The sequence below is a fragment of the Streptomyces avidinii genome (assembly GCF_045161815.1).
In the GTDB taxonomy this organism is placed as follows: domain Bacteria; phylum Actinomycetota; class Actinomycetes; order Streptomycetales; family Streptomycetaceae; genus Streptomyces; species Streptomyces avidinii.
Genome location: NZ_CP108863.1, coordinates 7,687,258 through 7,707,683 on the forward strand (window position 1 = coordinate 7,687,258; position 20,426 = coordinate 7,707,683).

Genomic DNA, 20,426 nt, shown 5'->3' on the forward strand with positions numbered 1-20,426 from the left:
ACCGGACCGCATTCCCACCGGGAAGGAGAGCCGGCATGGAACGCGAGCAAGATTCCCTGGCCGAGAAGGAGCCCACCGAGACGGACGAGGCCACCTCCCGCACGGTGGGGCTGCTGGACGAGCAACCTCCGGCCGGACCACGCTCGGCTGCTCGGCGCCCATGGTCCGCGCGCCGCATACCCGCCGCGCTCACAGCCCTGATCATCGCGGTCGCGGCGGGAACCCTCCTGTTCGACGTGATCAGGGTCCGTGCCGGCCAGGCCGCCGCAGGCTGGCGCATACGCCTGGCCGACGAACTGGCCGCCCGCTCGCTGGATGACCCGGCGCTGCAGATCGGGGCCGCCGTCATCGCCGTTATCGGCCTCTGGCTGATCATCCTGGCCCTGAGCCCGGGCCTTCGCCACCAGCTGCCCCTTGAGACTCCCGACGCGGAGATGCACGCAGTGCTGGACCGCGAGGCGGCGGAACTGAAGCTGCGGGATGCCGCGATGCGCGTCCCCGGGGTCAGCGCTGCCAAGGTCCGGTTCTTCCAGCACCGCGTCAAGGCGCGCGCGGATGTGCGATTCCGCGCCCCCGTCGACGTCAAGGCCGATCTCCTGGTCGCTCTGCAGGAGGCCCTCGACCGGCTCGCCCTCGCACGGCCTCCGTCGCTCGACGTCCGGGTACGCCCACGTCACAAGTAGTCACGCCTGTGATGTCCGCCGCCGAGCAGAAGGCAGAAGGGGATCCGATGAAAAGAAAATCCGCAGTCAATCGAGTTCTGCTGGCCCTGGCGGGCATTGTCCTGCTCGGCACAGGCCTCGTGATCCTGGCGGGCGGCTTCGACCTGTACCGACGCTGGTCACTGACACCACCCGACGGCTGGCCCCTGACCACTCCCCACGACGTCCTGCTCGCCGGCGCCGACCGCACCCGCTGGGCAGACGAAGGATGGTGGTGGCCCGCGGTCATCGCCGTCCTGGCCGTCGTCACCCTGCTCGCCGTGTGGTGGCTGTTGGCGCAGCTGCGCCGAACTCACCCCGGCGCCCTGTCCGTGGGCGGAGCCCACGCCGTGGACGGAGTGGAACTGCGCGAGGGTGCCCTCGGCGACGCTCTGGCCGCCGACGCCCGGCACCTGCCCGGTGTTCACCAGGCCCGCGCACGGATGGACGGCTCGTCGAGCCATCCCGAAGCCCATCTCGCCATTACCCTCACACCCGACGCCGAGCCCGGCCCCGTCCTGCGGGCGCTGCGCGACGGGCCGCTGGAGCGCGCCCGCCGGTCCACGGACCGGACCCTGCCTGCAAGGGCGCACCTGCGGTTGACCCCGCACAAACCCCACCGTGCCGAATAGGGAACCCTGCCCGCGGTCGAGAGCGCGAGCTGACAGCGGGGTGGTTGCGTCGGGCTCTCACCGGACATAAGAGTCGCCCTGCAGGCGCGTAGGTGGGCCGTGCAGGCGCCGCACCGTCCCTTTTCTCCTAGATGACGCGAAATGCGTACCTGTTCCCGCGGGGGGTAGGGGCTGAGAAGGCTTGTACTGCCAAGCGCCGAGTGGCGGGGAGGTGAGACGAATGGGCGCAGGTAAGAAGGTCAAGAACGTCGCCAAGACGACCAAGGGCAAGGTGAAGGAAACCACGGGCAAGGCAGTGGGGAACGAGAGCCTGGAGGCCAAGGGGCAGAGGGAGCAGATGCTGGGTGACGCGAAGCAAACAGCCCAGAAGGCTAAAGACACACTGAAGCACTGACACGCCGAGGTGAGCTGGTACACGAGGTGATGTGGGGGCGAGGGCCGGCGGGAGATCTCCCGCCGGCCCTCGCATGTGTCAACGCTGCTGCTTCGAGGGGACGGCTTCACGCGGGCTGCCGGTGCCGACGTCGGCGTGGCGGGGCGGGCTCGTCCTCTTCCTCCTCCTCGTCCGGTTCCTCCTCGGGTTCCTCTTGCTCGTCCGGTTCCTCCTCAGGTTCCGCGTCTTCGTCCTCAAGTTCCTCGTCGCTGTACTGGGCGTCCTTGCCTTCTTCTCCGTCGTCGCCCTGCTCTTCGCCGTCCGTGTACTCCTCCTCGCCCTCCTCGGCGCCGCCTTCCTCGTACTCGCCGTCCTCCGTCTCTTCGGCCTGTTCTTCTTCGAGCGCTTCTTCGTGTGTCTGGACGACCTCGCCGTCGCGGATCTCGCCGCGCCAGCCTTCCGGCTCGTCGGTGGTGAGCATGGCGTGGCGCAGGAAGTTCTTCAGATCCAGGCGCAGTCGGCGGCCCTGGGCGCGCCACAGATTGCCGGTCTTCTCGAACAGCCCGGAGGGGTAGTACTCGACGACGATGACGATGCGGGTCAGCGACGGGGCGAGCTCGTGGAAGGTGACGCAGCCGCGGGTCGTTCCCTTGGCTCCCTGAGAGGTCCACACGATGCGGTCGTCGGGTACCTGCTCCTGAACGGTTGCCTTGAAGCTTCGCGTTGAGGGGCCGACCTTGACCTTCCAGTCGCTGGTGGTGTCGTCGTCGCGGGAGACGTCGCGGACGCCTTTGGTGAACCCGCTGAAGTCCTCGTACTGCGTCCAGTGGTCGTAGACCGTGCGCAACGGCAGGCCGACGTCGAGCGCCTCGACGATGTTGACGACTTTGCCGCCACTGCTCTTGCGGCCTTTGCCTTTGCCGCCACCGAACGCTTCAGTGACCTTGTCCTTGAGGTTGCCGAGCTTCTGGCCGGCGAATGCCTTCAGGGGGGAGTCGCCCTGCAGGAGCCGGCCGCCGATGCCGGCGACGTCAGAGAGGCTGCCGTTGTTGTCGGCGACGTCGTAGAGCTGGTCGGTGACGTCGGAGAGTTTGTCGGTCGCCTTGTCGGCCAGCTGGTCGGCCTGGGCCGCGAGGTATCCCGTGAGTTCCTTCAGCAGCTTGTCCATCCCGGAGGGGGACTCCGACGAGCCTGTGCGGTCTGAGGTTGCCATGACCTACCTCCGCGTGGACGGCTTGCGCGCCGCCGACTTCTTGGCGGCCGTCTTGCGTGCCGGGCTGCGGCCTGTGGTCTTCTTGGCGGTGGCCTTGGTGGCAGCGCTCTTGCGTGCCGGGCTCTGAGCTGTGCTCCTCTTGCGCGGCGGGGCGCTGGCCTTCTTCGCAGCCGCCCTGCGCGGGGCGCTCTTCTTGGCCGGCGCTGTCTTTTTTGCCGACCGGGCGCCGGCGGTCTTCTTCGCTGCCGTCTTCCTGGCGGGGGAAGACTTCTTCGCCGCAGCCTTCTTCGCGGGTGCGGCCTCCCTGGCAGGCGCTGCCTTCTTCGTGGGCGTCCTCTTTGCAGGGGCGGCCTTCTTTGCGGGTGCCGCCTTCTTCGCAGGTGCTGACTTCTTCGCCGGGGTGGGGCGCCGCGCGGTCCTTCGGGTGGGTGCCGCGGTCTTGCCGCTGCGTGCGCGAGCCGAGGTACGAGTCCGGCGCGGTGGCGGGGGAGGCTCCTCCTCCTCTTCCTCCTCCGGCTCTTCCTCCTCCGGCTCTTCCTCCTCGGGTTCTTCCTCTTCCTCTTCCTCGGGTTCCTCCTCCTCTTCGGCCTCCGCCTCCGGTCCCTGCTCGCCCTCTTCCTCCTCGTCCTCCTCTTCGCCTTCTTCGACCTCGTCCTCGGGCTCGGCGTAGGCCTCCTCGCCCTCTTCCTCCTCTTCCTCCTCGTCCTCGTACGGTTCCTCGTCCTCGCCCTGCTCCTCCTCGTCCCGCCCGCTGCGAGTGAGCTCGAGGGTGCGCTCGTGCAGTACGCCGGCGAGGTCGGCAAGCTTCCGGTTGGCCGCGACAGCCAGCGCTTGCTTGCCGGCGTCGAGGGCTTCTCCGCGCAGCTGCTCGGCAAGTTCTTCGAACTGTGGCATCTCCTTGAGCCGGGAGGCGCCTTCCTTGAGCAGCTGTCCGGGTTCGAGCCCGAAGCGGCGACCGGCGAGATAGGTCGCCACGGTGAAGGCCAGGCGGCCCTTCTTCGTGCGGCCGAGTATGTATCCGCCAGCCACAGCGGCTGCGAGCGCGATCTTGGTGGTGTCCTCCATGATCATCCCCTGCCAGGGCGCTTTCGGTCTTGGTGGTGTCGCCCGGGGGCAGTGGATCCCCACGTACGCACTGCCCGGCGACGAGAAGGAGGTCCGGCCGGAGGCCGTCCCCGAAAGGCTTCTGCCCCGATATGGGGCTTATACCTGGGTTTGGTGACATTCTAGTTTCTGTGAGGCCGTCTCCCCAAGGGAGGGCCATATGGCCGCAGCGGAACCTGCACGCCCCCGGCGGGCCTCTTCGCACGCCGCCGGCGACGGCGAGGGGCAGGACAGGGAAAAGCCCAGGCGCACTGCGCCCCGGCGCCGTTCCGGAAAGACGGGCGCGGCGGCGGCCATGCGTGCCGCGGCGCAGCAGCTCGCTGAACTGCTGGGCCGGCTTCCGGATTCCGTCTCCTCGCTCAAGCCGACCGAGGACGGCTGGGAGGCGCAGGTGGAAGTGGTGGAGCTGGAACGCATCCCGGACACCACCAGCGTGATGGCCAGCTATCGGGTCGCGCTGGACGAGGACGGCGAGTTGATCTCCTACGAACGCACCCGCCGCTACACCCGCGGCATGATCGACCGGCCGACCTGAGCGCAGGCCGACCGGCGGAAGGAGGCGCCATGACCATGGTGCCGCAGGGCGGTGGCCCCGTCGCCCGAGGGCAGGGAGGCGGCACGAGCAGCCTCTACGACGTCCTGGAACTCATCCTCGACCGCGGGCTGGTCATCGACGTCTTCGTCCGCGTCTCCCTGGTGGGCATCGAACTCATCAAGATCGACGCGCGGATCGTCGTGGCCAGCGTCGACACCTACCTCCGCTTTGCCGAGGCCTGCAACCGCCTCGACCTCGAAGCAGGCCGCAAGGCCCCCGCGCAGCTTCCCGACGTCATGGGGAACATGATGGAAGGAGGGGCCCGCGGGAAGACCAAGGGAGCCATCAGCGGAGCCGTCGATGCCGTCACCGATTCCCTGACCGGTAAGTCCTCCAAGTCCAGCGAGCCGGAAGAAGAGGAAGAGGCGGAGGAAGAGGTACCCAGGAGACGCCGCCCTGCCGCCCGGCGCCCCGTACGGCGGGAGAAGGAGTAACCGATGCCGCTCTACGTGTACTCGATCGCCGCGAAGGACCACCCCCTCCAGCTGGACGGCATCAGCGGCGTCGGCGCCGAGCCCTCCCCGCTGCGCACGGTCACTGCAGGCACGCTGTGCGCGGTGGTCAGCGACATTGCCGAGGAGATCCGGCCCAAACGCCGCGACCTGAACGCCCACCAACAGGTCCAGGAGCTGCTGATGGCCGACGGGGTGATCCTGCCGCTGCAGTTCGGGTACATCGCCACCGACGACGATGCGGTCCGCCAGGCCCTCGAGTCCAACGAGGAGATCTACCTCGGGGCGCTGGGGCGTCTGGACGGGTGCGCCGAGTACCACGTCAGGGTCTCGCAGGCCGATGAGGCACCCTTGTTGCAGCAGATCCTTCAGGACGTGCCCGAGGCGAGCGACCTCAACGACCGGATCCGCGGCGGAGACCGGGACCCGAGCCTGCCGCTCGCCCTGGGCGAAATAGTCGCCCGCGAGGTGCAGGTACGGCAGGAGGCGCTGGCGGCCGGCCTGACCGAGGCGCTCGTCCCCTTCTCCCGCGAATACCTGGCCCACCCGCCCTCGGGGAGCGACTTCCTCAACCTCTCCCTCCTCGTGCACGACGAGCACAAGGAGGCCCTGCGTACCGCGGAAGCAAACCTGGCACGGGAGATCGGCAGCGACATCGACCTGCGCTTTTCCGGACCGCTGCCCCCCTACAGCTTCGTCCAGTAACCACCCCACCCACGGAAGGGGAACGCTATGGGACTCCTGACCTACCTGCTGACGCTCCCCGTAGCACCGGTACGCGCTGTCACCTGGGTCGCCCAGCGCGTGGTCGACCAGGCGGAAGAGGAGTACTACGACCCCGCTCCGATCTGGCGCGGGCTGGCGGAGCTGGAGCAGCAGCTGCTGCGCGGAGAGATCGATCAGGAGACCTTCGACCGCCAGGAGGACGAGCTGATCGAGCGGCTGGAAGAGATCGCAGCGTTCCGGCAGCAGCTTCCCTGAGTCGAAGAATGAGGGGCCACCGTGACCGAACCTCTGCCCGGCCGACCCGGAAGCTTCGCCTCCCGCGCGCCGATGCCATACGGGCAGTCCTCCTCCTCCAGCCTCGCCGACATCCTCGAGCGGGTCCTGGACAAGGGGATCGTCATCGCCGGCGACATCCGCATCAACCTCCTCGACATCGAGCTGTTGACCATCAAACTCCGCATCCTGATCGCCTCCGTGGACAAGGCCAAGGAGATGGGCATCGACTGGTGGGAACACGACCCCTCCCTGTCGTCCCGGCACACGGGCAGCCCGCTGGAACAGGAGAACCGTCGGCTGCGCGCCGAACTCGACGCCCTTCGCGGCCGACTCGAACCCGGCGCGTACGACGAAGAAGGGGTCCCGGGTGAGGAACAGGGTGGCCGACCGGCCGGCCGACGACGGAAGAGCCCTCCGTGAACACCCCCGGCAGCCTTACCTACGTCTACGCAGTCACCCACCGGACCGGCCCGCTGGGCGACGCCCTCGCCGGCCTGCACGGCATCGGCCGGGCGCCGCTCAGGTTTCTTCCTCTCACCGCCGACACCACCGAGCCTGCCCCCAGTACCTCGCTCGCGTCGCTCGCCTTCGTGGCCAGCGACGTAGCCGAACAGGAATTCAACGAGACCGCCCTCAAGAACCACTTCGAGGACTTGGACTGGCTCGAGTACGTCGCGCGCACCCATCACGATGTCGTCCAGGCCGTCGCCGCCCGAGCCCCCGTCCTGCCTCTGCGCATGGCCACCGTCTACCAGGACGACCACCGGGCCCGGCAGGCGCTCGCCGCCCAACAGGACGTCTTCAGCCAGCGACTCGACCAGCTGCGCGCCCACACCGAGTACGGGGTGAAGATCTACCTCACGCCCGAGGCCACACAGCCCCCTGCGGCGGCTCCCGCGCCGGCCGCCAGCCCGGGCAAGGCCTATCTGCAGGCGCGCAGGGCCCAGCGCCACTCCCGCGACGCCGTCTACCAGCAGGCAGAACAGGCTGCCGAGACCATTGAGACCATCGCCTCGCGCCATGCCACCCAGCGTGTACGCCACGCACCCCAGCGCGGCGAACTCACCGGCCCCCAGGAGAACGTCCTCAACGACGCCTACCTCATCCCCGATGACCAGGCGGGGCCGTTCCAGGCCGCCATCGCCGACGCCGCCCAGCGCTTCCCCGACCTGCGCATCGAGGTCACCGGCCCCTGGGCTCCCTACTCCTTCGCCATGCCGGCACCCGGCCCGACGGACGCCCCCGAGCCGTCACCATGACCGTCAGCGAACACGGCGAGCCCCTGCCCGGCCGCCAGGTCGCCCTCGTCGACCTCCTCGACCGGCTCCTGAGCGGCGGAGTCGTCCTCACCGGCGACATCGTCCTGTCCATCGCCGACATCGACCTCGTCCGTATCTCCCTGCGCGCCCTCATCGTCTCCGTCAGCTCCGAGATCGCCCCCGCCGGGGCGCAGGAGGGTGGACGCGATGAGCCGTGAACACCCCGAACACCCCCCGCCTCCACACTCCCGGCCCGGCCGAGTCCAAGACCTGGGCGACAGCCTCTCCCAGGCCTTCCGACTCATCCAGGCGCCCCCCGCCCCTCACGACAAACCCGCCCGCCCTGCCCACCGCCTGACAACCGACCCGGACGCCGTCGGGGAAGACCTTCTGAAGCTCGTCCTCACCATCATCGAGCTCCTGCGCCAGCTCATCGAACGCCAAGCCCTGCGCCGCGTCGATGCCGGCGATCTCACCGACGAACAGGAGGAAGAACTCGGTGCCACCCTCCTCGCCCTCCATGACAGCCTCGCCGACCTTTGCGAGGAACACGGCTACGCCCTGGAGGACCTCAACATCGACCTCGGCCCCCTCGGCCCCCTTCTTCCGCCCCGCGGCTGATGCCCTGATGCACCCCAACGACCTGCATCAGTGGGACGCGAGCAGGTCCAGCTCGGCCTGGTACAGCAGGGCCGGGTCGCATTCCATTCCGGCGAAGTGACCGCTGAGTTCCAGGGAGAGCACCCCGTGCAGCCGGGTCCGGAAGGAGATGGCCAGGCGCTGGGCCGACGCAGTCTCGGCCCGCCCTACCGACTGCCCAGGGCCACCCCCCAGTGGGGTCTCGGGCGTACTCGCGGGCGCGTCGGGTACATCGGCGCAGGCATCGGTGAGTATGTCCATGATCTCCGCCGCCAATGCGGCGACGTCAGCCGGGGCGCGGTAGCCCGGCACCGGAGGTCCGTAGACGAGGAAATACCGCTGCGGGTCATCGAGCGCCCATATACGCAGGGCCTGTCCGAGGCCTGCAAGATCCCCTTTTCCCTGGGCAGCCGCAGTCCTGAGTGTCCCCACCAGGCTCTGGTAGGCGTCATGAACCAATTCTGTGAGCAATTCGTCGCGGCTCGTAAAATATCGGTAGAGCCCGGTGCCGCTCAGGCCCATAAGTCTGGCGATCCCGTTGAGGGAGAGCGCGGACGTTCCGGCAGCGGTGATCTGCTCCCAGGCCCGTTCTTTGATCTCTGACCGAACCTGCTGCCGGTACCGCTCACGGGGGGTAGTCGTCGAAGCTGCTTCACCCATGACAGCCTCCTCCTCGCGAGTTACACCCTATCGCTCGCGAGGGATCGCTGTGTTTTCCGGCCGCCATGTATCCGGCAAGGGGAAAGCCCCGCCTCCGGGGGTTCTCGTCCCGTCGGACACCACCGGTCCGAGCGGGCGCGCACAAGCCGGACGCGCCGGCTTGCTCCACACGGGATTCAGCGCTTGAACCAATGGACTTCTACCCGCCTGCCCAGCGGAAACGGCCCCACCCAAACGCGTCGTGCCGGTTTCGCTGGCGACCGAGCCGGAATACGACATACGAGAGCCGACACCCGACGGATCACGGCAGTGTGCCCAAAACGTGGGAAGCTGGTTTGGCCGCTCCCCATGCACGCCGACGAGAGGAGCGGCCACCCTGCATGCGGCCGAACCTCGGCATTTCGACGATTCAGCCCCCAGGGATCGGCGACGGCAGAGGCACGGGACCGCAAGCCCGGAGGCGCGGGAGTACGACATGCCGAACGACCCCGGCCTGAAGATCGGAGCGAGGCTGTACGACGCGGCCTACTACCAGGGGAACGCCATCACAGTGCGCCCCGATGGATGGGACAGGGGCGAGGGCGCCGTCGTGTACTCCCTCGCCTACCTCGGGTTGCGGCGCCTCGGCTCCCTGCAAGCCCCCGTCGAGGCCTCTGCCTCCGACAATCCGTTCCGCCAGGCCATCGGCCGCGTCACCCACGTCACCGTGTGGGCGTACAGGCCCGACACCTGGCCGGATCACTTGGACGAGCACGGAACGACCTGGCAGCAGTACAGCGCTGATACCGCCGACCTCGGCACCTGGGCGGCGAGAACCAATTACGTACGTGTCTGGCAGCAGGTCAATGACGGAGTATTCGACTTGGACCTGCTTACCGAGGACAGCTTCAGGGCTCCGGTCACGATCATGGAGTGACAAGGAGCCACTCCACTCAAGACGGCCCTTCGGGTGGCCGCGCGCTTTCGGACTCAGCCCACGCGGGGTGCCCAGGACGTCGGCCGTCACCCGCCCTCGTGCCTCCCAGCTGCGCTTGTCTCAAACGAATTGGTCATAGCCGCCGGTGATGGGGATCCTGCGCGGCTTGGATTCGCCCGACTTGGAGATGCGGACCGTCAGGACGCCCCGGTCGAGAGTGGCCTCGGTCTTGTCGCTGTCGATACCCCCGGACAGTCTGGCGCGGTAGCAGAACCTGCCCTTGCGATGGGCGAGCACCTTGTCGGACCTCTTGTCGAGCTCGCCCGTGATGCACAGATCGTTGCCGTCCATCTCCACGGTGATGTTCTCGCGGGGAATGCCGGGCATTTCGGCCTTGATCACGTACGCGTCCTCGGTCTCCTCCTCTTCGGTCAAGGGCGTCCACCCTTGACCGGCCTGAGTGAGGGCGGCCTGCTCCAGGTAGTGGCCCACTTGGTGCCGCATGGACCCGAAAGGATGCCGGGGATCCAACCAGCCGGGGCTGGGGCGGCGCCACATGGTGTCGCCGGAACTCCGTCGAACCGAGAAGTTCATGACAGTATCCCCGTTCCCTCGTCACGTTTGGTACATACATACCAAGTGGGTGGGTAACAGTATTTTCATCACAATACGTCTGCCCCCGATCTCCGGCCGCTATGCATGCCAGAGCGAGCCAGGACGGTCGAGGAGACGTTTGCGCGGACTGACCGCCACGATCCACAGTGAGGCCAGGCGCGGTTGAAGCTGACGACGTGGCCCTCTGACGGCGTACCGCGTGTCGGCGCATGACGGCGACGGCCTGGCCGGCAGCTGCGTACCTCCTGGCCCGCATTCTCCATCGCCTCGCGGACGGCTACGGCCTCCTCTTCGGCCAGGCCGAACTGCGGCAGCGCCAGCCCGCTGGCTGATCCTGCTCTCGCAGCAGCGGCAGCGCCCTCGCACTCTGCAAAGGTCGCCCGGCAGGGCTTCAGCCGCCACACCATCCGCAATGGCGTGCCGAGACAGCGGTGCTGTCCCATGAAGGCCGGAGTCGTCCCGCGCATGAATCGCTTGCCACCATCGGCGGTCATGCGGGCTGACCGGCGCACCGAGCCGTGGCCCTGCCCGCGCCCGGTAGATCCGAGCGGCGGGACGACATGACAGGACCCGGCCGGGTGACTACGGCCCCGGTCGGGTCCTGCGTGCGTGGGACGCGACGACGTACACGTATTACGGATTCCTCCAGCACGCTGACACGGAACGTGACATATCGCATCATCTATGTCACCGAATGTGGTGGGCGGGTGATGCCGGGTGGGTGGGCGGCCGGGTCGGCGGGTGGCCGGCGGGCATGCCCCCGACGATGGGCGGTGTACCCATCCGCTGACGCCGTCAGGAGCCTGCCCCATGCTGGAACGCACGCTGAAGAAGGACCGCACCGAGGTCACCTTCGTCCTTCCCGCGGACGTTCCGCCGGGTCCGGTCAGCGTGGTGGGTGACTTCAACGACTGGCAGCCCGGCGTCCACACCCTCAAGGCGCGCAAGGACGGCAAGCGCGCGGTCACGGTCGCACTGCCCATGAAGAGCGTCCACTCGTTCCGGTACCTGGCGGCCGGCGACTACTGGTTCAACGAAGAAACGGCCGGGGACCAGGACGGCCCCAACAGCCGCCTGCACACCTGACCCTCAGCGACCAGGACCGGACCCGGCACGGTGGATGCCGGCTCCGGCAGAGCCCTGCCGCCACGCCGCCGGCCCCGTTCCGGGGGGAGGGCTTGCGGACGGCAGTGGGGCAGCGCGACCATCGATTCGGGCCAACCCGCCCGGATCCGGGCGGGTGTGCACAAGTCTGCCGGTCGCGGCGAGGTGAGACGGCATGGACTTCCAGATGATGAAGAGGCGCTACGGGCCCACCGTGCACCTCACCCCCACCGGCGAGCTCGACCTGGAAACCAGCGCAGCCCTCGACGAGGTGCAGACCGACCTCGACGCGGTCGCCGCCGTGGCCTGCGACATGCGGCACCTCACGTTCATGGACGTCACCGCCCTGCATGCCCTGACCGCCTTCGCCCACCGCCTGGGCACGCGCGGCATCGCCTTCTTCGCCTACAACTGGCAGCCCCAGCCACTGCGCCTCATGAACCTCATCGACAGCCTCTGCCCACCCGCCGGCTGCAATGGGAACCACGACGGACCCACCCGACTGCTGCGCCGCTCCCTGCAGGGCTCCGTTGCTTCCGCCCGTGCGGCCGGGGCAGCAAGGGCCCGACAGGACAACTCCGAGCCGGGTCACTTCCCCGTCCCATAAGGCGCCGGGCAGTCGGCGCGCGCGGGCAGCTTGGCTGACGCTGTCGGGTTAGCGTCTTGGCATGGTCAAAGAGGGCAGTTCCGTGCTGGTCGACGTTCGGAAGTACGACGGCAGCCTGAGCGCGCGGTGGCCTGCTGTCCGGCTGGGTGAGGACGAGCACGGCGTCTGGCTGGGCACGGCGCAGGGTGTCCCCGTCAGTTCGTCCACGGGCGAGGAGCCAAGCCGGTTCGCGCACGTGATGCTGGTGCCGCGCGGTGAGTGGTGGACAGCCACGTTCTGTGACGACCCGGGGCCCGAGGTGTACTGCGACGTGTGCACGGTTCCCGAATGGAACGCGGACGGGACCGTCCTGCGCATGGTGGACCTCGATCTCGATGTCGTGCGGCCTCGGGGCGGCGAGGCCCATATCGAGGACGAGGACCAGTTCGCCGAGCGTCGAATGCGATACGGCTACCCCGACAGCGTCGTCGACACGGCCCGACAGACCTGCGAGTGGTTGATGGAGAAGGTCCGTTGCGAAGGTGATGGTGACGGCGTCGAACCCTTCGCCTCGGCGTACCGCTACTGGCTCGGCCTCATCTGATTGGCCCGCAACAGCAACTCCTGCATCGAGTCGTCCCACGTGCCGAAAGTCCAGCTGCTCTCTCAGGTGGCCCGCACGCTGCGGGTCTCGCCAAGGATCTGGACCCCCGCTCGGGCAGCCGTCCGGGTGGTTGGTGGAGTGAATGCTGTTACCGGGCGGGGCAGGTGCATCCAATCCGCGTAGGCGGTGGGTGCCTCGTCCAGGGTCAGCTCATCGGAACGGACGAAGGACGAGCTCTACCAGGAGGCGAAGAGGCGCGGTATCAACGGCCGCTCCACCATGACCGAGCAGCAGGTGAAGAACGCCATCAGGCACTGACGGAAGCATTCCCTACCTGCCGACGCATGCGGAACCGCCGTCCCAGGCAGCCGACGCCTGCATCGAGTTCCTGGACCAGTTCACGGCAGAAGCGCGAGAGCAGGGCCCCGGGCTCGTGGCGGCGGCGCTTGCCGACTTCACCGGACCAGTCGTCGGCGACGAACCGCGCCACGATCTTGTCATCACCCACAACTTCCTCTATCGGATGGCTGGTGCGAGCCGCCCCCCCGCGTCGAATCGGCGGTGGTTCGGCATCGACCACGCCTATCCGGCCCTCACCGTCATCCGCTATGCACACGACCACCCCCTGGCGGTCCTCCTCTTCAAGGACACCGGCCACCTGCCCTCCGACTCCGCTGGACCGGCCTTCCGCAGGAGCTTCACCTGTGAGGCCGGTAGCGTTCCGGGGGCGGAGTGGGTGACGGGCGGGTTGTGGGGTAGGCGCATCAGGGGCCACAAGCCACTCGCGCTGCAAGGGTGCGATCTTCGCCACAGGCCAGTACAGCGCTGATGCAGAAGCAGCCACCATCCGTCACCTGACCGGGCCAAGGCGACCACGACGAGACCCCCACCCGGCCGCAGACCGCGGGGCGTCGACACCCCACCCGGACACCATGGAGGAACGTCATGGCCATCCACCCCATGTGGCGACATGCCGTTGCCGCCGCCGCACTTGTTACCGCGATCCTGCTCGCTCGAAGGGCGGCAATCGGCGCCGTCCGCGACATTCACGCCGTCTGACATCGAGGCGCCACGAGCCTGCGAGCGTCCCTCCGTGCCCGCGGGGTGTCGGCGTACGCCTGAACTTTTCTCAGTACGCCGACAGCGGGGTCGCCGCCCGCTTCGGCGGGGTGGCGGAAACATCGCTCCGGCTCTGATGCGGTAGTAGTTGCGTCGTCCCCTACGTACCCCGGTGAGGTTCCCCTCCCCCTCCTGCGTCCAGGTCCCGCGACGATCGCGAGACCGGTGTGTTCGGTGAGCGCGCACGTCTCGGCGACGTCCCGAAGCCGGGGGTGACGGAGCGTACGTCGTGCAGCGCGGTGCGCAGTCGATCGTTCCCCGAGCCCATGCGATCGTTTTCCTGCTCCCCGCGGCGCGGCGCCTGGTTCCAGTAAGCAAGCCGCGGGGAGCCACGCCTCGAGCACGCTCGGTGCTGCGCCGCACACTTCGGGACGCCGCGGCATCCCACTGCGCCACCGCCGCCGAGGCGGTGCGTGCACCCGTGGTCTGTGCGAAAGCAGTGATCGGCGGTCCGTGCAACCCGCCGGGGGACAGCGCAGGCGCCTTCGCGAGGCCGACGTGCGTTTGGACGGCTCGGCGTGGCAGATCCCGGCACCAACGATCACGACGCGCGGCCCGAGATGTCATAGGGCCGGGGCTGGAGCCATTCGGACCGGCAACAGTCTTCGATCGGGTGGGGGTGCACACGTCCGGCGGTCATGCGCTGTCGTGCGGGGGATCACTGTCTGCCGGGCGGAATAGCCCAGTCCTGACAGCAACCAGTGAGAGGCAGATGAGTGATGGGACATGGCGGGAACGTGCTGGAGGAGCTGATGGCGGATCACCGGGAGGTCGAGGAGATCTTCGCCCGGATCCAGGCCATGGCGGGCGGGGGACAGGAACTGCGTGACCTGGTCGACGAGGTGACCATCGAGCTGGTGCGGCACTCGGTTGCCGAGGAGCAGTACCTGTACCCGGCCGTCCGCGAGTACGTCGAAGGCGGTGACCGGCTGGCGGACAAGGAGATCGAGGACCACAGCAGGGTCGAGAAGATCCTCAAGCAGCTGGAGAAGATGGACACCGGCGACGCGCAGATGAGCCCGGTGCTGCAGCAGCTCATGAACGAGGTCGCCGCCCACCTGCAGGACGAGGAGAACAACCTCTTCCCGATGCTGCGGCGCACCTGCTCCGCCGAGAAGCTCGATGAGCTCGGGGACAAGGTCCGGCGGGCCAAGGCCATGGCTCCGACCCGCCCGCACCCCTCCGCGCCGAGCACCCCGCCGGCGAACAAGCTCCTTGCCCCTGGTGTGGGTCTGGTCGACCGAGCCCGAGACTTCGTCACCGGCCGCGGAAAGTCCTGACGGACCCGGCAGGGTCCCCGGCACCTGGGGGCGGCTGGCCGCATGCTGCCGCCCCCACGCAGCCAGGTCGGGCGGCGTGACGCAGGTCACCTCTCGCGGCGTGACTGCCGCCTACACTGGTCGGTCACGAGCGGTGCAGCGCGGCTCCGCACAGAACAGCTCACCGTCGGCAAGCCGATCCCGGGGAGCTCGCCCCTGAGGACTGATCGCCCGTGCCATCCGACCTGACTGCGCTCATAGCCGCCTCCGCCCGCTGGCTCCTGGCGGCCTACCAGCCCCCGACGGGCGCGCTGAGCCGCGCGCTGGCCGAGGCCCAGGCCCGGCAGGCCACCACCCTGGCAGCATCCTTGTGCTATCCGACCAGCGTCGACGTCCAGCTGCTCCACCTGCTCGCCCCCAGCGGATCCCACCGGCTGGACTGGCTCACCGGATGCGAACCGCACGAGGACGACACCGACACCGCGTGGCGTACCTGGGTCGACGAAACCGTTGTCAGCTGGGCAGCCTGCCTCCTGGCCGATCCCGCCCTGGCCACACACGCCCACCAGGCCCTGGCCGACACCGAGCACCACACCGAAACCGGCAGCCTGCAGCGACTGACCCACCCCAGCGCCCTCGACAGCGAAGCCGCTGTACTGCTGCGTCACCCCGACCTCCTGGAAGGCATCGCGGTGCTGCACCGGCCCCAGCTTCTGCAACGGCTGGAGGTTCAGGGCGCCGGACTGTCCTGATCCGCCGCACCCCCGGTAGAAACGGGATGCTCACCGAGCGCAACGTCGTGGGGGCCGTCCGGTGGGGCATGCTCGTCCTGATTGTGTGGACCCGCCGGAGATGAGTATCGACAATCCGGATCCTGATCCCCGCATCACGCCGGGCCTGGAACACGGCGGCTCGGTGCCGCCCGGCGAGACTCCTCACGCCGAGGCGGGCACCGCCTCCGGCGCCGGACCGTACCGCCCGCTCAAGCGCGGCTGGTCCTAGGGACCGCTCGCGATCATCCTCACCGTCGCGGTCCTTGTGGCGCTTTTCTTCCTCGACTGCGGGACCGTGCTGGCTCTCTGACCCTGCACCGCGGCCGGCGTAGGGGGCGGAGTGACTTCCAGAGCGAGTGGGTCTCACCAGCCAGAGAAGGCCGGGACCTCTTGGCGCGGCAGTGTGGTCTACCCCGCGGTGGCGGCAACGAGGCGGCCTAAGCGCACGTCCTCGGCTGTACTTCGCGCAGGGCCCGGGCGGCTTCGAGGGTTCGCCCGCCGTCGCCGGTGACGGGCTGCAACGTCTTCATTTGTGGTCGCGCAGGAAGGTGGGGATCTCGTTCTGGGTCGGGTAGTTCGGCAGGGGGGCTGGTGTGTCCTGGAGGAACGCAGTGATGACGGCGGCGGCTCGGTCGTTGTTGTCGTCCAGGCCGTTCCAGATGTGGTGTCCGACTCCGGGCATGTACTGCGTGCGCTGGATGGCGGGGTCTTTGGCAAGGATGGCGGTCGCCCAGTGACGGACCTGGGAGGAACATTCGGCGATCATCAGCATCGTGGGAGTCCCGGACTGCCTCAGTAACGGCGCGATGGAGGGTGAGTCCTTGACTGTCTGCTGGACGCGGAGGCTGGCAGCGGGGCTGAAGGAGAAGTTCTGTGCGGTGTCCTCGGCGGGGATGCGGTGTGCGTCGCGCGCGCAGTAGGCGGATGCCGTGTCGCTGCCGAGGTCTGCGGCGGTGAAGGCGTTGTCGCCTTCGGCCTGTCCGATCAGTGCGGTGTCGGGGGTGAGGAGTCCGAGTCGCATGAGGCCGAATGCCACGGCGTACCGGGGGAGGTGCGTCGATCGCGGTCCGGTCGGGGCCGGGGCGAGGCCTCGTGCGGATGTGCCCGGTGATGTGTGCGGTGGGGCCGTCCATGGGCCCGGGCTCGGCGATGATCGCCCGGTGCAGGCGTGCGGCGACGCCAGGGTCGGCCAGGGCTCGGGTGAGCACGACTCCGCCTCCGGAGAATCCGAGGATGTCGACCTTGCCCTTGTTCAAGCGGTCGACGAAGGCGGCGAGGTCGCGGACCGACCTGGAGATCGTGTACTGGTCCATGGAGAGCAGGTCGCTTCGTCCGCCGCCGGCCTGTTCGTAGGCGTAGACCTCGTAGCCCTGGTGTGCCAGGAGTCGCAGAAACCGGTGGTCTTGCACCGAGATGCCGCGGACGGGCCCTCCGTGGAGGTACACGATCGGGACGGGATGCCGGGGGCCGGGGTTCGCGGGCGGGTAGTGGTACACCGCGACCCGGCTGCCCGTGGCCAGGTTCCAGTGCTGAGTGGACACGAACGGCAGCGAGGGCGGGTACCGCCGAGCGATCGGCGCGGTCGGGATGCAGACCGTCGCCGTCATCGCCGCCGCGACGGCCACCGGTAGGAACGGCACGAGCCGCGTCGGCCAGGTGCGGTGCCGGCCCCGCCACAGTGCGAGGACAGTCCCGGCCCCGAGGATCGTCAACCACGCGGCGAGCCCCGAAGCTGCCCCGTCCGTGAGGGCGATCACTGCGAGGAAGACGACGACCAGCGCCGCGACGGCGGCCAGGGCCAGCAGTAAGCGACCGGTGAAGCGGACGAGACGTATGGCGGACGTGGGCACGGCGGACCTCCGACAGTTTCAGAACGCGGTTTCAAAACGACGTTATCAAAGAAGGTAGGCTGCTGACCGTGGGTAGGCCCAGAACAAACGACGAGGCCGTCAAAGAGCGGCTTGTGGAGTGCGCGACCGAGATGCTCGCCACCCGTTCGCGGGAGTCGGTCACGGTCCGCGCCGTGGCGGCTGCGGCCGAGGCGTCGACGACGGCGGTGTACTCCTTGTTCGGCGGTAAGGACGGGCTGATCGGTGCGGTGCGCGACAGAGCCGTCGCCGGCCTGTTCCAGGACCTGTCGACGGTGCAGACCTCCGCGGATCCTCTCGCCGACCTCTACACGCTGGCCGTCGCCTACCGTCGTTGGGGGTGCGGACACAGCCACCTGTACACGGTGCTGTTCGGTGGTGTGCAGTCCTTCGACCCGTCGGGAGAGGTCGGTGCCAGTGACCCGATCCGTCCGCTCCTCGCGGCGATCGATCGCGCCTTGACGGCGTCCGTCCTCGCCGGCGACGCAACGGCGATCGCCCTGTCGTTCTGGGCAACCCTGCACGGGCTCGTGACTCTCGAACTGGCCGGGGCCCTCGACGCCACCACGGCCGAGGCCGCATTCCGCTCGTCGATTCACGCCACGCTGCGCGGATGGGCGACCGCGGAGGTGTTCCGCAGTCTTCGCCAAGCCGAACTCGCTCGGTGACAGGACCAGGGCCGGTAGCCGGGCTCTCCCCTTCCTGGCTGAATCAGTGGTGCGTGGTCGGTGAAGACCGGCATGCCAAGGTCAACCAGCTGCGGCCTCCCAACGGTTGGAGCCGTTTGAGGCTGTTGAGCTTGGCCATCGCGGCGTCAAAGCTGGCTCGAGCCGGCCGTTGGCGCGGGCCTCGCGGATGCGCTCGCGGAGGTTCTGGATGATCTCCAGGAGACGGGGCCGCTGGCGAGGATCCAGCTGAAGGACCGGGTAACGGAATCAAGCATGCTCATGCTTGCAGGGCAGGCGGCAGTGTCGGCTGTGGCGGGGGCGATGGCCTGCGGGTCGTGGGTGAGGTGGGCGAGTATCAGGTCCAGGGCGGCCGTCTCGCCGGCGATCTGCTGCGTAGGGATCGTGCCCGGTACAACGACGCGGCCGGCTTTGAGGGAGACTTTCGGCAGCCAGGAGGGCTATTTCTTGGCGCTGGGGACGGCGAGCGGGCTACCGGGGGCCTTCTTCTTGGCGGCTTCCATCTGTTCGCCGAGTTCGGTGAGGCGGTTGCGTCCCATGGCCTTGCGGACGTCGGGGAACCACTCCTTCTCCTCTTCCTCGACGTGGTGGCGGACGTTCTCCATGAGGACGCTCATCTTGGCGTCGAACCGCTCGTCGCTCGGGTCGAGGTCCTTGAGCTCGGAGAGCATCCACAGGACGACGTGGTGCTCCTCGATGCTTTCGAGGACGTGGTCCTTGGTGTCGGGGGCGGCCTCGCGGGCGGCCGGGAAGAAGATCTTCTCCTCGATCCAGGTGTGCGTGGTGAGTTCTTCGATCACCTGGTCGGCGATCCGCTTCTTCTCGGCGTGGGCGTTGTCGCCGGCCTTCTCGAACTGCTTGAACAGCTTCTCCACCGTCTTGTGGTCTTCCTTGAGCAGCACGATCCCGTCCACGAGCGCCTCCTGAGCATCGGCATGCCGGGCGACACCGCCGCCCTGACGCCGTGTACCCGGTGCGGCAGAGAGCACCTCCCCCACGGCGGGGGTTTGGCCCGGACAGGCGACCCCTTCTACGCCGTCCGCCGACCACAGGCCTGTCTAGCGAGGCAGGCCGTCGGGGTGTTCCGTCGGAGTGCGGCCGTCGGTAGGCGGGTCCGGGTCCATGGGGAAGAGGGGCAGGGCGCCGGTGATCTGCAGGAGGCGCTGGAGCTGGTGGTTGGGGGCGGCCAGGCGGATGACGGTGTCGGTCTTCTGCGCTGCCCGTCGCGCGGTGAGGAGTGCGTTGAGGGCAGCGGAGTCGCAGAAGGTGAGGTGGCTGCAGTCGACCACCACGGGCTTGTCCGACGAGGCGTGGGCGAGGGCTTCGGTGAGGGCGAGCCGGAGGGAGGCTGCCGTCTCGATGTCGATCTCGCCGGTCGGCCGGACCGCGACCGTGTGGCTCAGGACGTCAACGGCGACGTCGCTGCCGCCGGCCTCCCGGGGAGGGTGTTCGGCCATGGTGGATCACTCCTTGGCTTGACGGGCGTGGTCCCGACGCCCGTCGGCCGGTCGAGGATTCGGGGGTGCGGATCACATGCTGCGCTGGTCGTGGGTGTCCTGGCGGAGCCGGTCGGTGTGTCGGGTCAGGGCGTCGATGCGTTCGGCGAGCTCGGCGTCCTGCGGCCGCAGGTGAGGGCGGCTGTCGGCCAACGGGCGCACGAGGCGGGAGACGTCGTTGTCGGCAAGGGCCAGGTTCAGGTCGCCGACGGCGGAATCGGCGCTGGCGGGGAGACCGGTGAGGGCGGTGACCTGGCCGGCGAGTCGCCGCAGGTCGGCCGCGTTGTCACGGGCCCAGCCATTCACGGTGCGGTCGGCTGCGCGGGTGTCGCGGGTGGCCTGGACACGCTGCTCGCCGGTGCTCCCGGCCGTGCCGGGGCGCAGTCGCAGGTAGCGGCGTTCGGCGGCCTGGCGGCTGGCGACCCCGAGGGGTCCGGCGAGGTCGGCCCAGCTCGCGCCCCGGCCACGGGCGGTTTCGATCAGCCCGCTCTCCCAGCCGGCGAGCTGATCGCGGACCTCGCGCAGCATCTGCAGCGCGGCCAGAGCCGGGTCCGGCCCTGAGTCCGTCGCGTGCGCCGCTGTGGCCGTCGGTGATGCGGGCGGTTGCTGTGCGTCCCTGACGGCCCGGGCAATGGTCTCCAGTGCCGCGGCGGCGGCCAGGAAGGGGACCTGGGTGGGCGTGGGGGCGGCTTCCTTCATGGCACTCTCCGTCGGTCGTCATCCTCCAGATGACTCCTTGCTTGTCATCGTTTCGATGACATGTTACAACG

28 protein-coding genes and 1 pseudogene are annotated in these 20,426 nt (G+C 68.7%); 19 read left to right on the plus strand and 10 right to left on the minus strand.

Going from position 1 to position 20,426, the window contains the following annotated elements:
- Positions 1 to 35: 35 nt before the first annotated feature.
- The 3 genes from OG373_RS34620 (at position 36) to OG373_RS34630 (ending at position 1,727) form a co-directional block, all read left to right on the plus strand.
- The gene (locus tag OG373_RS34620) at positions 36 to 683 is read left to right on the plus strand and encodes a DUF6286 domain-containing protein (RefSeq protein WP_405442503.1); all 648 of its coding nucleotides are present in this window, start codon (positions 36 to 38) and stop codon (positions 681 to 683) included.
- Between the two features lie 47 nt (positions 684 to 730).
- Positions 731 to 1,333, plus strand: a complete 603-nt coding sequence (locus tag OG373_RS34625) for an alkaline shock response membrane anchor protein AmaP (protein ID WP_405442504.1) — start codon at positions 731 to 733, stop codon at positions 1,331 to 1,333.
- Positions 1,334 to 1,553: 220 nt separating this feature from the next.
- A complete protein-coding gene (locus tag OG373_RS34630) occupies positions 1,554 to 1,727 on the plus strand; it encodes a CsbD family protein (protein ID WP_266479400.1) in 174 nt (57 codons plus the stop codon).
- A 106-nt stretch (positions 1,728 to 1,833) separates the two neighbouring features.
- Here OG373_RS34630 and OG373_RS34635 read toward each other — a convergent pair whose 3' ends face one another.
- Together OG373_RS34635 and OG373_RS34640 are read right to left on the minus strand one after the other, a co-directional pair.
- Positions 1,834 to 2,919, minus strand: a complete 1,086-nt coding sequence (locus OG373_RS34635; protein ID WP_405442507.1) for an SRPBCC family protein — start codon at positions 2,917 to 2,919, stop codon at positions 1,834 to 1,836.
- A 3-nt stretch (positions 2,920 to 2,922) separates the two neighbouring features.
- Positions 2,923 to 3,984, minus strand: a complete 1,062-nt coding sequence (locus tag OG373_RS34640; protein ID WP_405442509.1) for a histone protein — start codon at positions 3,982 to 3,984, stop codon at positions 2,923 to 2,925.
- 199 nt (positions 3,985 to 4,183) lie between these two features.
- Between OG373_RS34640 and OG373_RS34645 the strand changes: the two genes are divergently transcribed.
- The 8 genes from OG373_RS34645 to OG373_RS34680 all read left to right on the plus strand — a co-directional run bounded on the left by OG373_RS34645 (position 4,184) and on the right by OG373_RS34680 (position 7,952).
- Entirely contained in the window at positions 4,184 to 4,558 is a 375-nt protein-coding gene (locus OG373_RS34645) for a gas vesicle protein (RefSeq protein ID WP_405442511.1), read from the plus strand.
- Between the two features lie 29 nt (positions 4,559 to 4,587).
- Positions 4,588 to 5,052 carry a gas vesicle structural protein GvpA gene (locus OG373_RS34650; RefSeq protein ID WP_397733841.1) on the plus strand — a complete coding sequence of 155 codons (465 nt, stop codon included), beginning with the start codon at positions 4,588 to 4,590 and terminating at the stop codon, positions 5,050 to 5,052.
- Positions 5,053 to 5,055: 3 nt separating this feature from the next.
- Positions 5,056 to 5,775 (plus strand): GvpL/GvpF family gas vesicle protein, encoded by a 720-nt coding sequence (locus tag OG373_RS34655; RefSeq protein ID WP_405442512.1) that lies wholly within the window; start codon positions 5,056 to 5,058, stop codon positions 5,773 to 5,775.
- 27 nt (positions 5,776 to 5,802) lie between these two features.
- The gene (locus OG373_RS34660) at positions 5,803 to 6,051 is read left to right on the plus strand and encodes a gas vesicle protein GvpG (protein ID WP_397733837.1); all 249 of its coding nucleotides are present in this window, start codon (positions 5,803 to 5,805) and stop codon (positions 6,049 to 6,051) included.
- A gap of 72 nt (positions 6,052 to 6,123) precedes the next feature.
- Positions 6,124 to 6,492, plus strand: coding sequence for a gas vesicle protein GvpJ (gvpJ, locus tag OG373_RS34665; RefSeq protein WP_405444308.1), 369 nt, complete (start codon positions 6,124 to 6,126; stop codon positions 6,490 to 6,492).
- On the plus strand, positions 6,489 to 7,331 hold the full coding sequence (locus tag OG373_RS34670; RefSeq protein WP_405442513.1) for a GvpL/GvpF family gas vesicle protein: 843 nt from the start codon (positions 6,489 to 6,491) through the stop codon (positions 7,329 to 7,331). The genes gvpJ and OG373_RS34670 overlap by 4 nt, the downstream gene beginning before the upstream one ends.
- Entirely contained in the window at positions 7,328 to 7,549 is a 222-nt protein-coding gene (locus tag OG373_RS34675; protein WP_266479387.1) for a gas vesicle protein, read from the plus strand. Before OG373_RS34670 ends, OG373_RS34675 begins: the two co-directional genes overlap by 4 nt.
- Positions 7,539 to 7,952, plus strand: a complete 414-nt coding sequence (locus OG373_RS34680; RefSeq protein ID WP_397733834.1) for a gas vesicle protein K — start codon at positions 7,539 to 7,541, stop codon at positions 7,950 to 7,952. Before OG373_RS34675 ends, OG373_RS34680 begins: the two co-directional genes overlap by 11 nt.
- A gap of 27 nt (positions 7,953 to 7,979) precedes the next feature.
- On the opposite strand, the gene OG373_RS34685 is transcribed toward OG373_RS34680, so the two are convergent.
- A complete protein-coding gene (locus tag OG373_RS34685) occupies positions 7,980 to 8,630 on the minus strand; it encodes a TetR/AcrR family transcriptional regulator (RefSeq protein WP_405442514.1) in 651 nt (216 codons plus the stop codon).
- Positions 8,631 to 9,105: 475 nt separating this feature from the next.
- Between OG373_RS34685 and OG373_RS34690 the strand changes: the two genes are divergently transcribed.
- A complete protein-coding gene (locus OG373_RS34690; RefSeq protein WP_405442515.1) occupies positions 9,106 to 9,546 on the plus strand; it encodes a hypothetical protein in 441 nt (146 codons plus the stop codon).
- A gap of 120 nt (positions 9,547 to 9,666) precedes the next feature.
- Here the strand turns inward: OG373_RS34690 and OG373_RS34695 are convergent, their stop codons facing one another.
- Positions 9,667 to 10,050: an Hsp20/alpha crystallin family protein gene (locus tag OG373_RS34695; RefSeq protein WP_405442517.1), complete on the minus strand. Its 384-nt coding sequence runs from the start codon at positions 10,048 to 10,050 to the stop codon at positions 9,667 to 9,669.
- 921 nt (positions 10,051 to 10,971) lie between these two features.
- Between OG373_RS34695 and OG373_RS34700 the strand changes: the two genes are divergently transcribed.
- The 3 genes from OG373_RS34700 (at position 10,972) to OG373_RS34710 (ending at position 12,455) form a co-directional block, all read left to right on the plus strand.
- Complete coding sequence (locus tag OG373_RS34700; protein WP_397730190.1) at positions 10,972 to 11,247, plus strand: isoamylase early set domain-containing protein; 276 nt, start codon at positions 10,972 to 10,974, stop codon at positions 11,245 to 11,247.
- Between the two features lie 193 nt (positions 11,248 to 11,440).
- The gene (locus tag OG373_RS34705; protein WP_405442518.1) at positions 11,441 to 11,872 is read left to right on the plus strand and encodes an STAS domain-containing protein; all 432 of its coding nucleotides are present in this window, start codon (positions 11,441 to 11,443) and stop codon (positions 11,870 to 11,872) included.
- 61 nt (positions 11,873 to 11,933) lie between these two features.
- On the plus strand, positions 11,934 to 12,455 hold the full coding sequence (locus tag OG373_RS34710) for a DUF402 domain-containing protein (RefSeq protein WP_405442519.1): 522 nt from the start codon (positions 11,934 to 11,936) through the stop codon (positions 12,453 to 12,455).
- 307 nt (positions 12,456 to 12,762) lie between these two features.
- Here OG373_RS34710 and OG373_RS34715 read toward each other — a convergent pair whose 3' ends face one another.
- Positions 12,763 to 13,113, minus strand: a complete 351-nt coding sequence (locus OG373_RS34715) for a hypothetical protein (RefSeq protein ID WP_405442521.1) — start codon at positions 13,111 to 13,113, stop codon at positions 12,763 to 12,765.
- A 1,180-nt stretch (positions 13,114 to 14,293) separates the two neighbouring features.
- Between OG373_RS34715 and OG373_RS34720 the strand changes: the two genes are divergently transcribed.
- The 3 genes from OG373_RS34720 (at position 14,294) to OG373_RS34730 (ending at position 15,835) form a co-directional block, all read left to right on the plus strand.
- Complete coding sequence (locus OG373_RS34720) at positions 14,294 to 14,854, plus strand: hemerythrin domain-containing protein (RefSeq protein WP_266479371.1); 561 nt, start codon at positions 14,294 to 14,296, stop codon at positions 14,852 to 14,854.
- A 212-nt stretch (positions 14,855 to 15,066) separates the two neighbouring features.
- Complete coding sequence (locus tag OG373_RS34725; protein WP_405442523.1) at positions 15,067 to 15,585, plus strand: hypothetical protein; 519 nt, start codon at positions 15,067 to 15,069, stop codon at positions 15,583 to 15,585.
- Between the two features lie 100 nt (positions 15,586 to 15,685).
- Positions 15,686 to 15,835: a DUF6480 family protein gene (locus tag OG373_RS34730; protein ID WP_405442524.1), complete on the plus strand. Its 150-nt coding sequence runs from the start codon at positions 15,686 to 15,688 to the stop codon at positions 15,833 to 15,835.
- Positions 15,836 to 16,132: 297 nt separating this feature from the next.
- Here the strand turns inward: OG373_RS34730 and OG373_RS34735 are convergent, their stop codons facing one another.
- Both OG373_RS34735 and OG373_RS34740 read right to left on the minus strand, forming a co-directional pair.
- A complete protein-coding gene (locus tag OG373_RS34735; protein ID WP_405444390.1) occupies positions 16,133 to 16,627 on the minus strand; it encodes a hypothetical protein in 495 nt (164 codons plus the stop codon).
- Between the two features lie 178 nt (positions 16,628 to 16,805).
- Positions 16,806 to 17,213: pseudogene (locus OG373_RS34740) on the minus strand (alpha/beta fold hydrolase); the annotation flags it as partial.
- 311 nt (positions 17,214 to 17,524) lie between these two features.
- Here OG373_RS34740 and OG373_RS34745 point away from each other — a divergent pair.
- Complete coding sequence (locus OG373_RS34745) at positions 17,525 to 18,142, plus strand: TetR/AcrR family transcriptional regulator (RefSeq protein WP_405442526.1); 618 nt, start codon at positions 17,525 to 17,527, stop codon at positions 18,140 to 18,142.
- 458 nt (positions 18,143 to 18,600) lie between these two features.
- On the opposite strand, the gene OG373_RS34750 is transcribed toward OG373_RS34745, so the two are convergent.
- From OG373_RS34750 to OG373_RS34760, 3 genes are all read right to left on the minus strand, one after another.
- Complete coding sequence (locus OG373_RS34750) at positions 18,601 to 19,074, minus strand: hemerythrin domain-containing protein (RefSeq protein ID WP_405442527.1); 474 nt, start codon at positions 19,072 to 19,074, stop codon at positions 18,601 to 18,603.
- A 144-nt stretch (positions 19,075 to 19,218) separates the two neighbouring features.
- The gene (locus OG373_RS34755; protein ID WP_405442529.1) at positions 19,219 to 19,617 is read right to left on the minus strand and encodes an STAS domain-containing protein; all 399 of its coding nucleotides are present in this window, start codon (positions 19,615 to 19,617) and stop codon (positions 19,219 to 19,221) included.
- A 72-nt stretch (positions 19,618 to 19,689) separates the two neighbouring features.
- Complete coding sequence (locus tag OG373_RS34760) at positions 19,690 to 20,355, minus strand: HSP18 transcriptional regulator (RefSeq protein WP_405442531.1); 666 nt, start codon at positions 20,353 to 20,355, stop codon at positions 19,690 to 19,692.
- Positions 20,356 to 20,426: the final 71 nt, after the last annotated feature.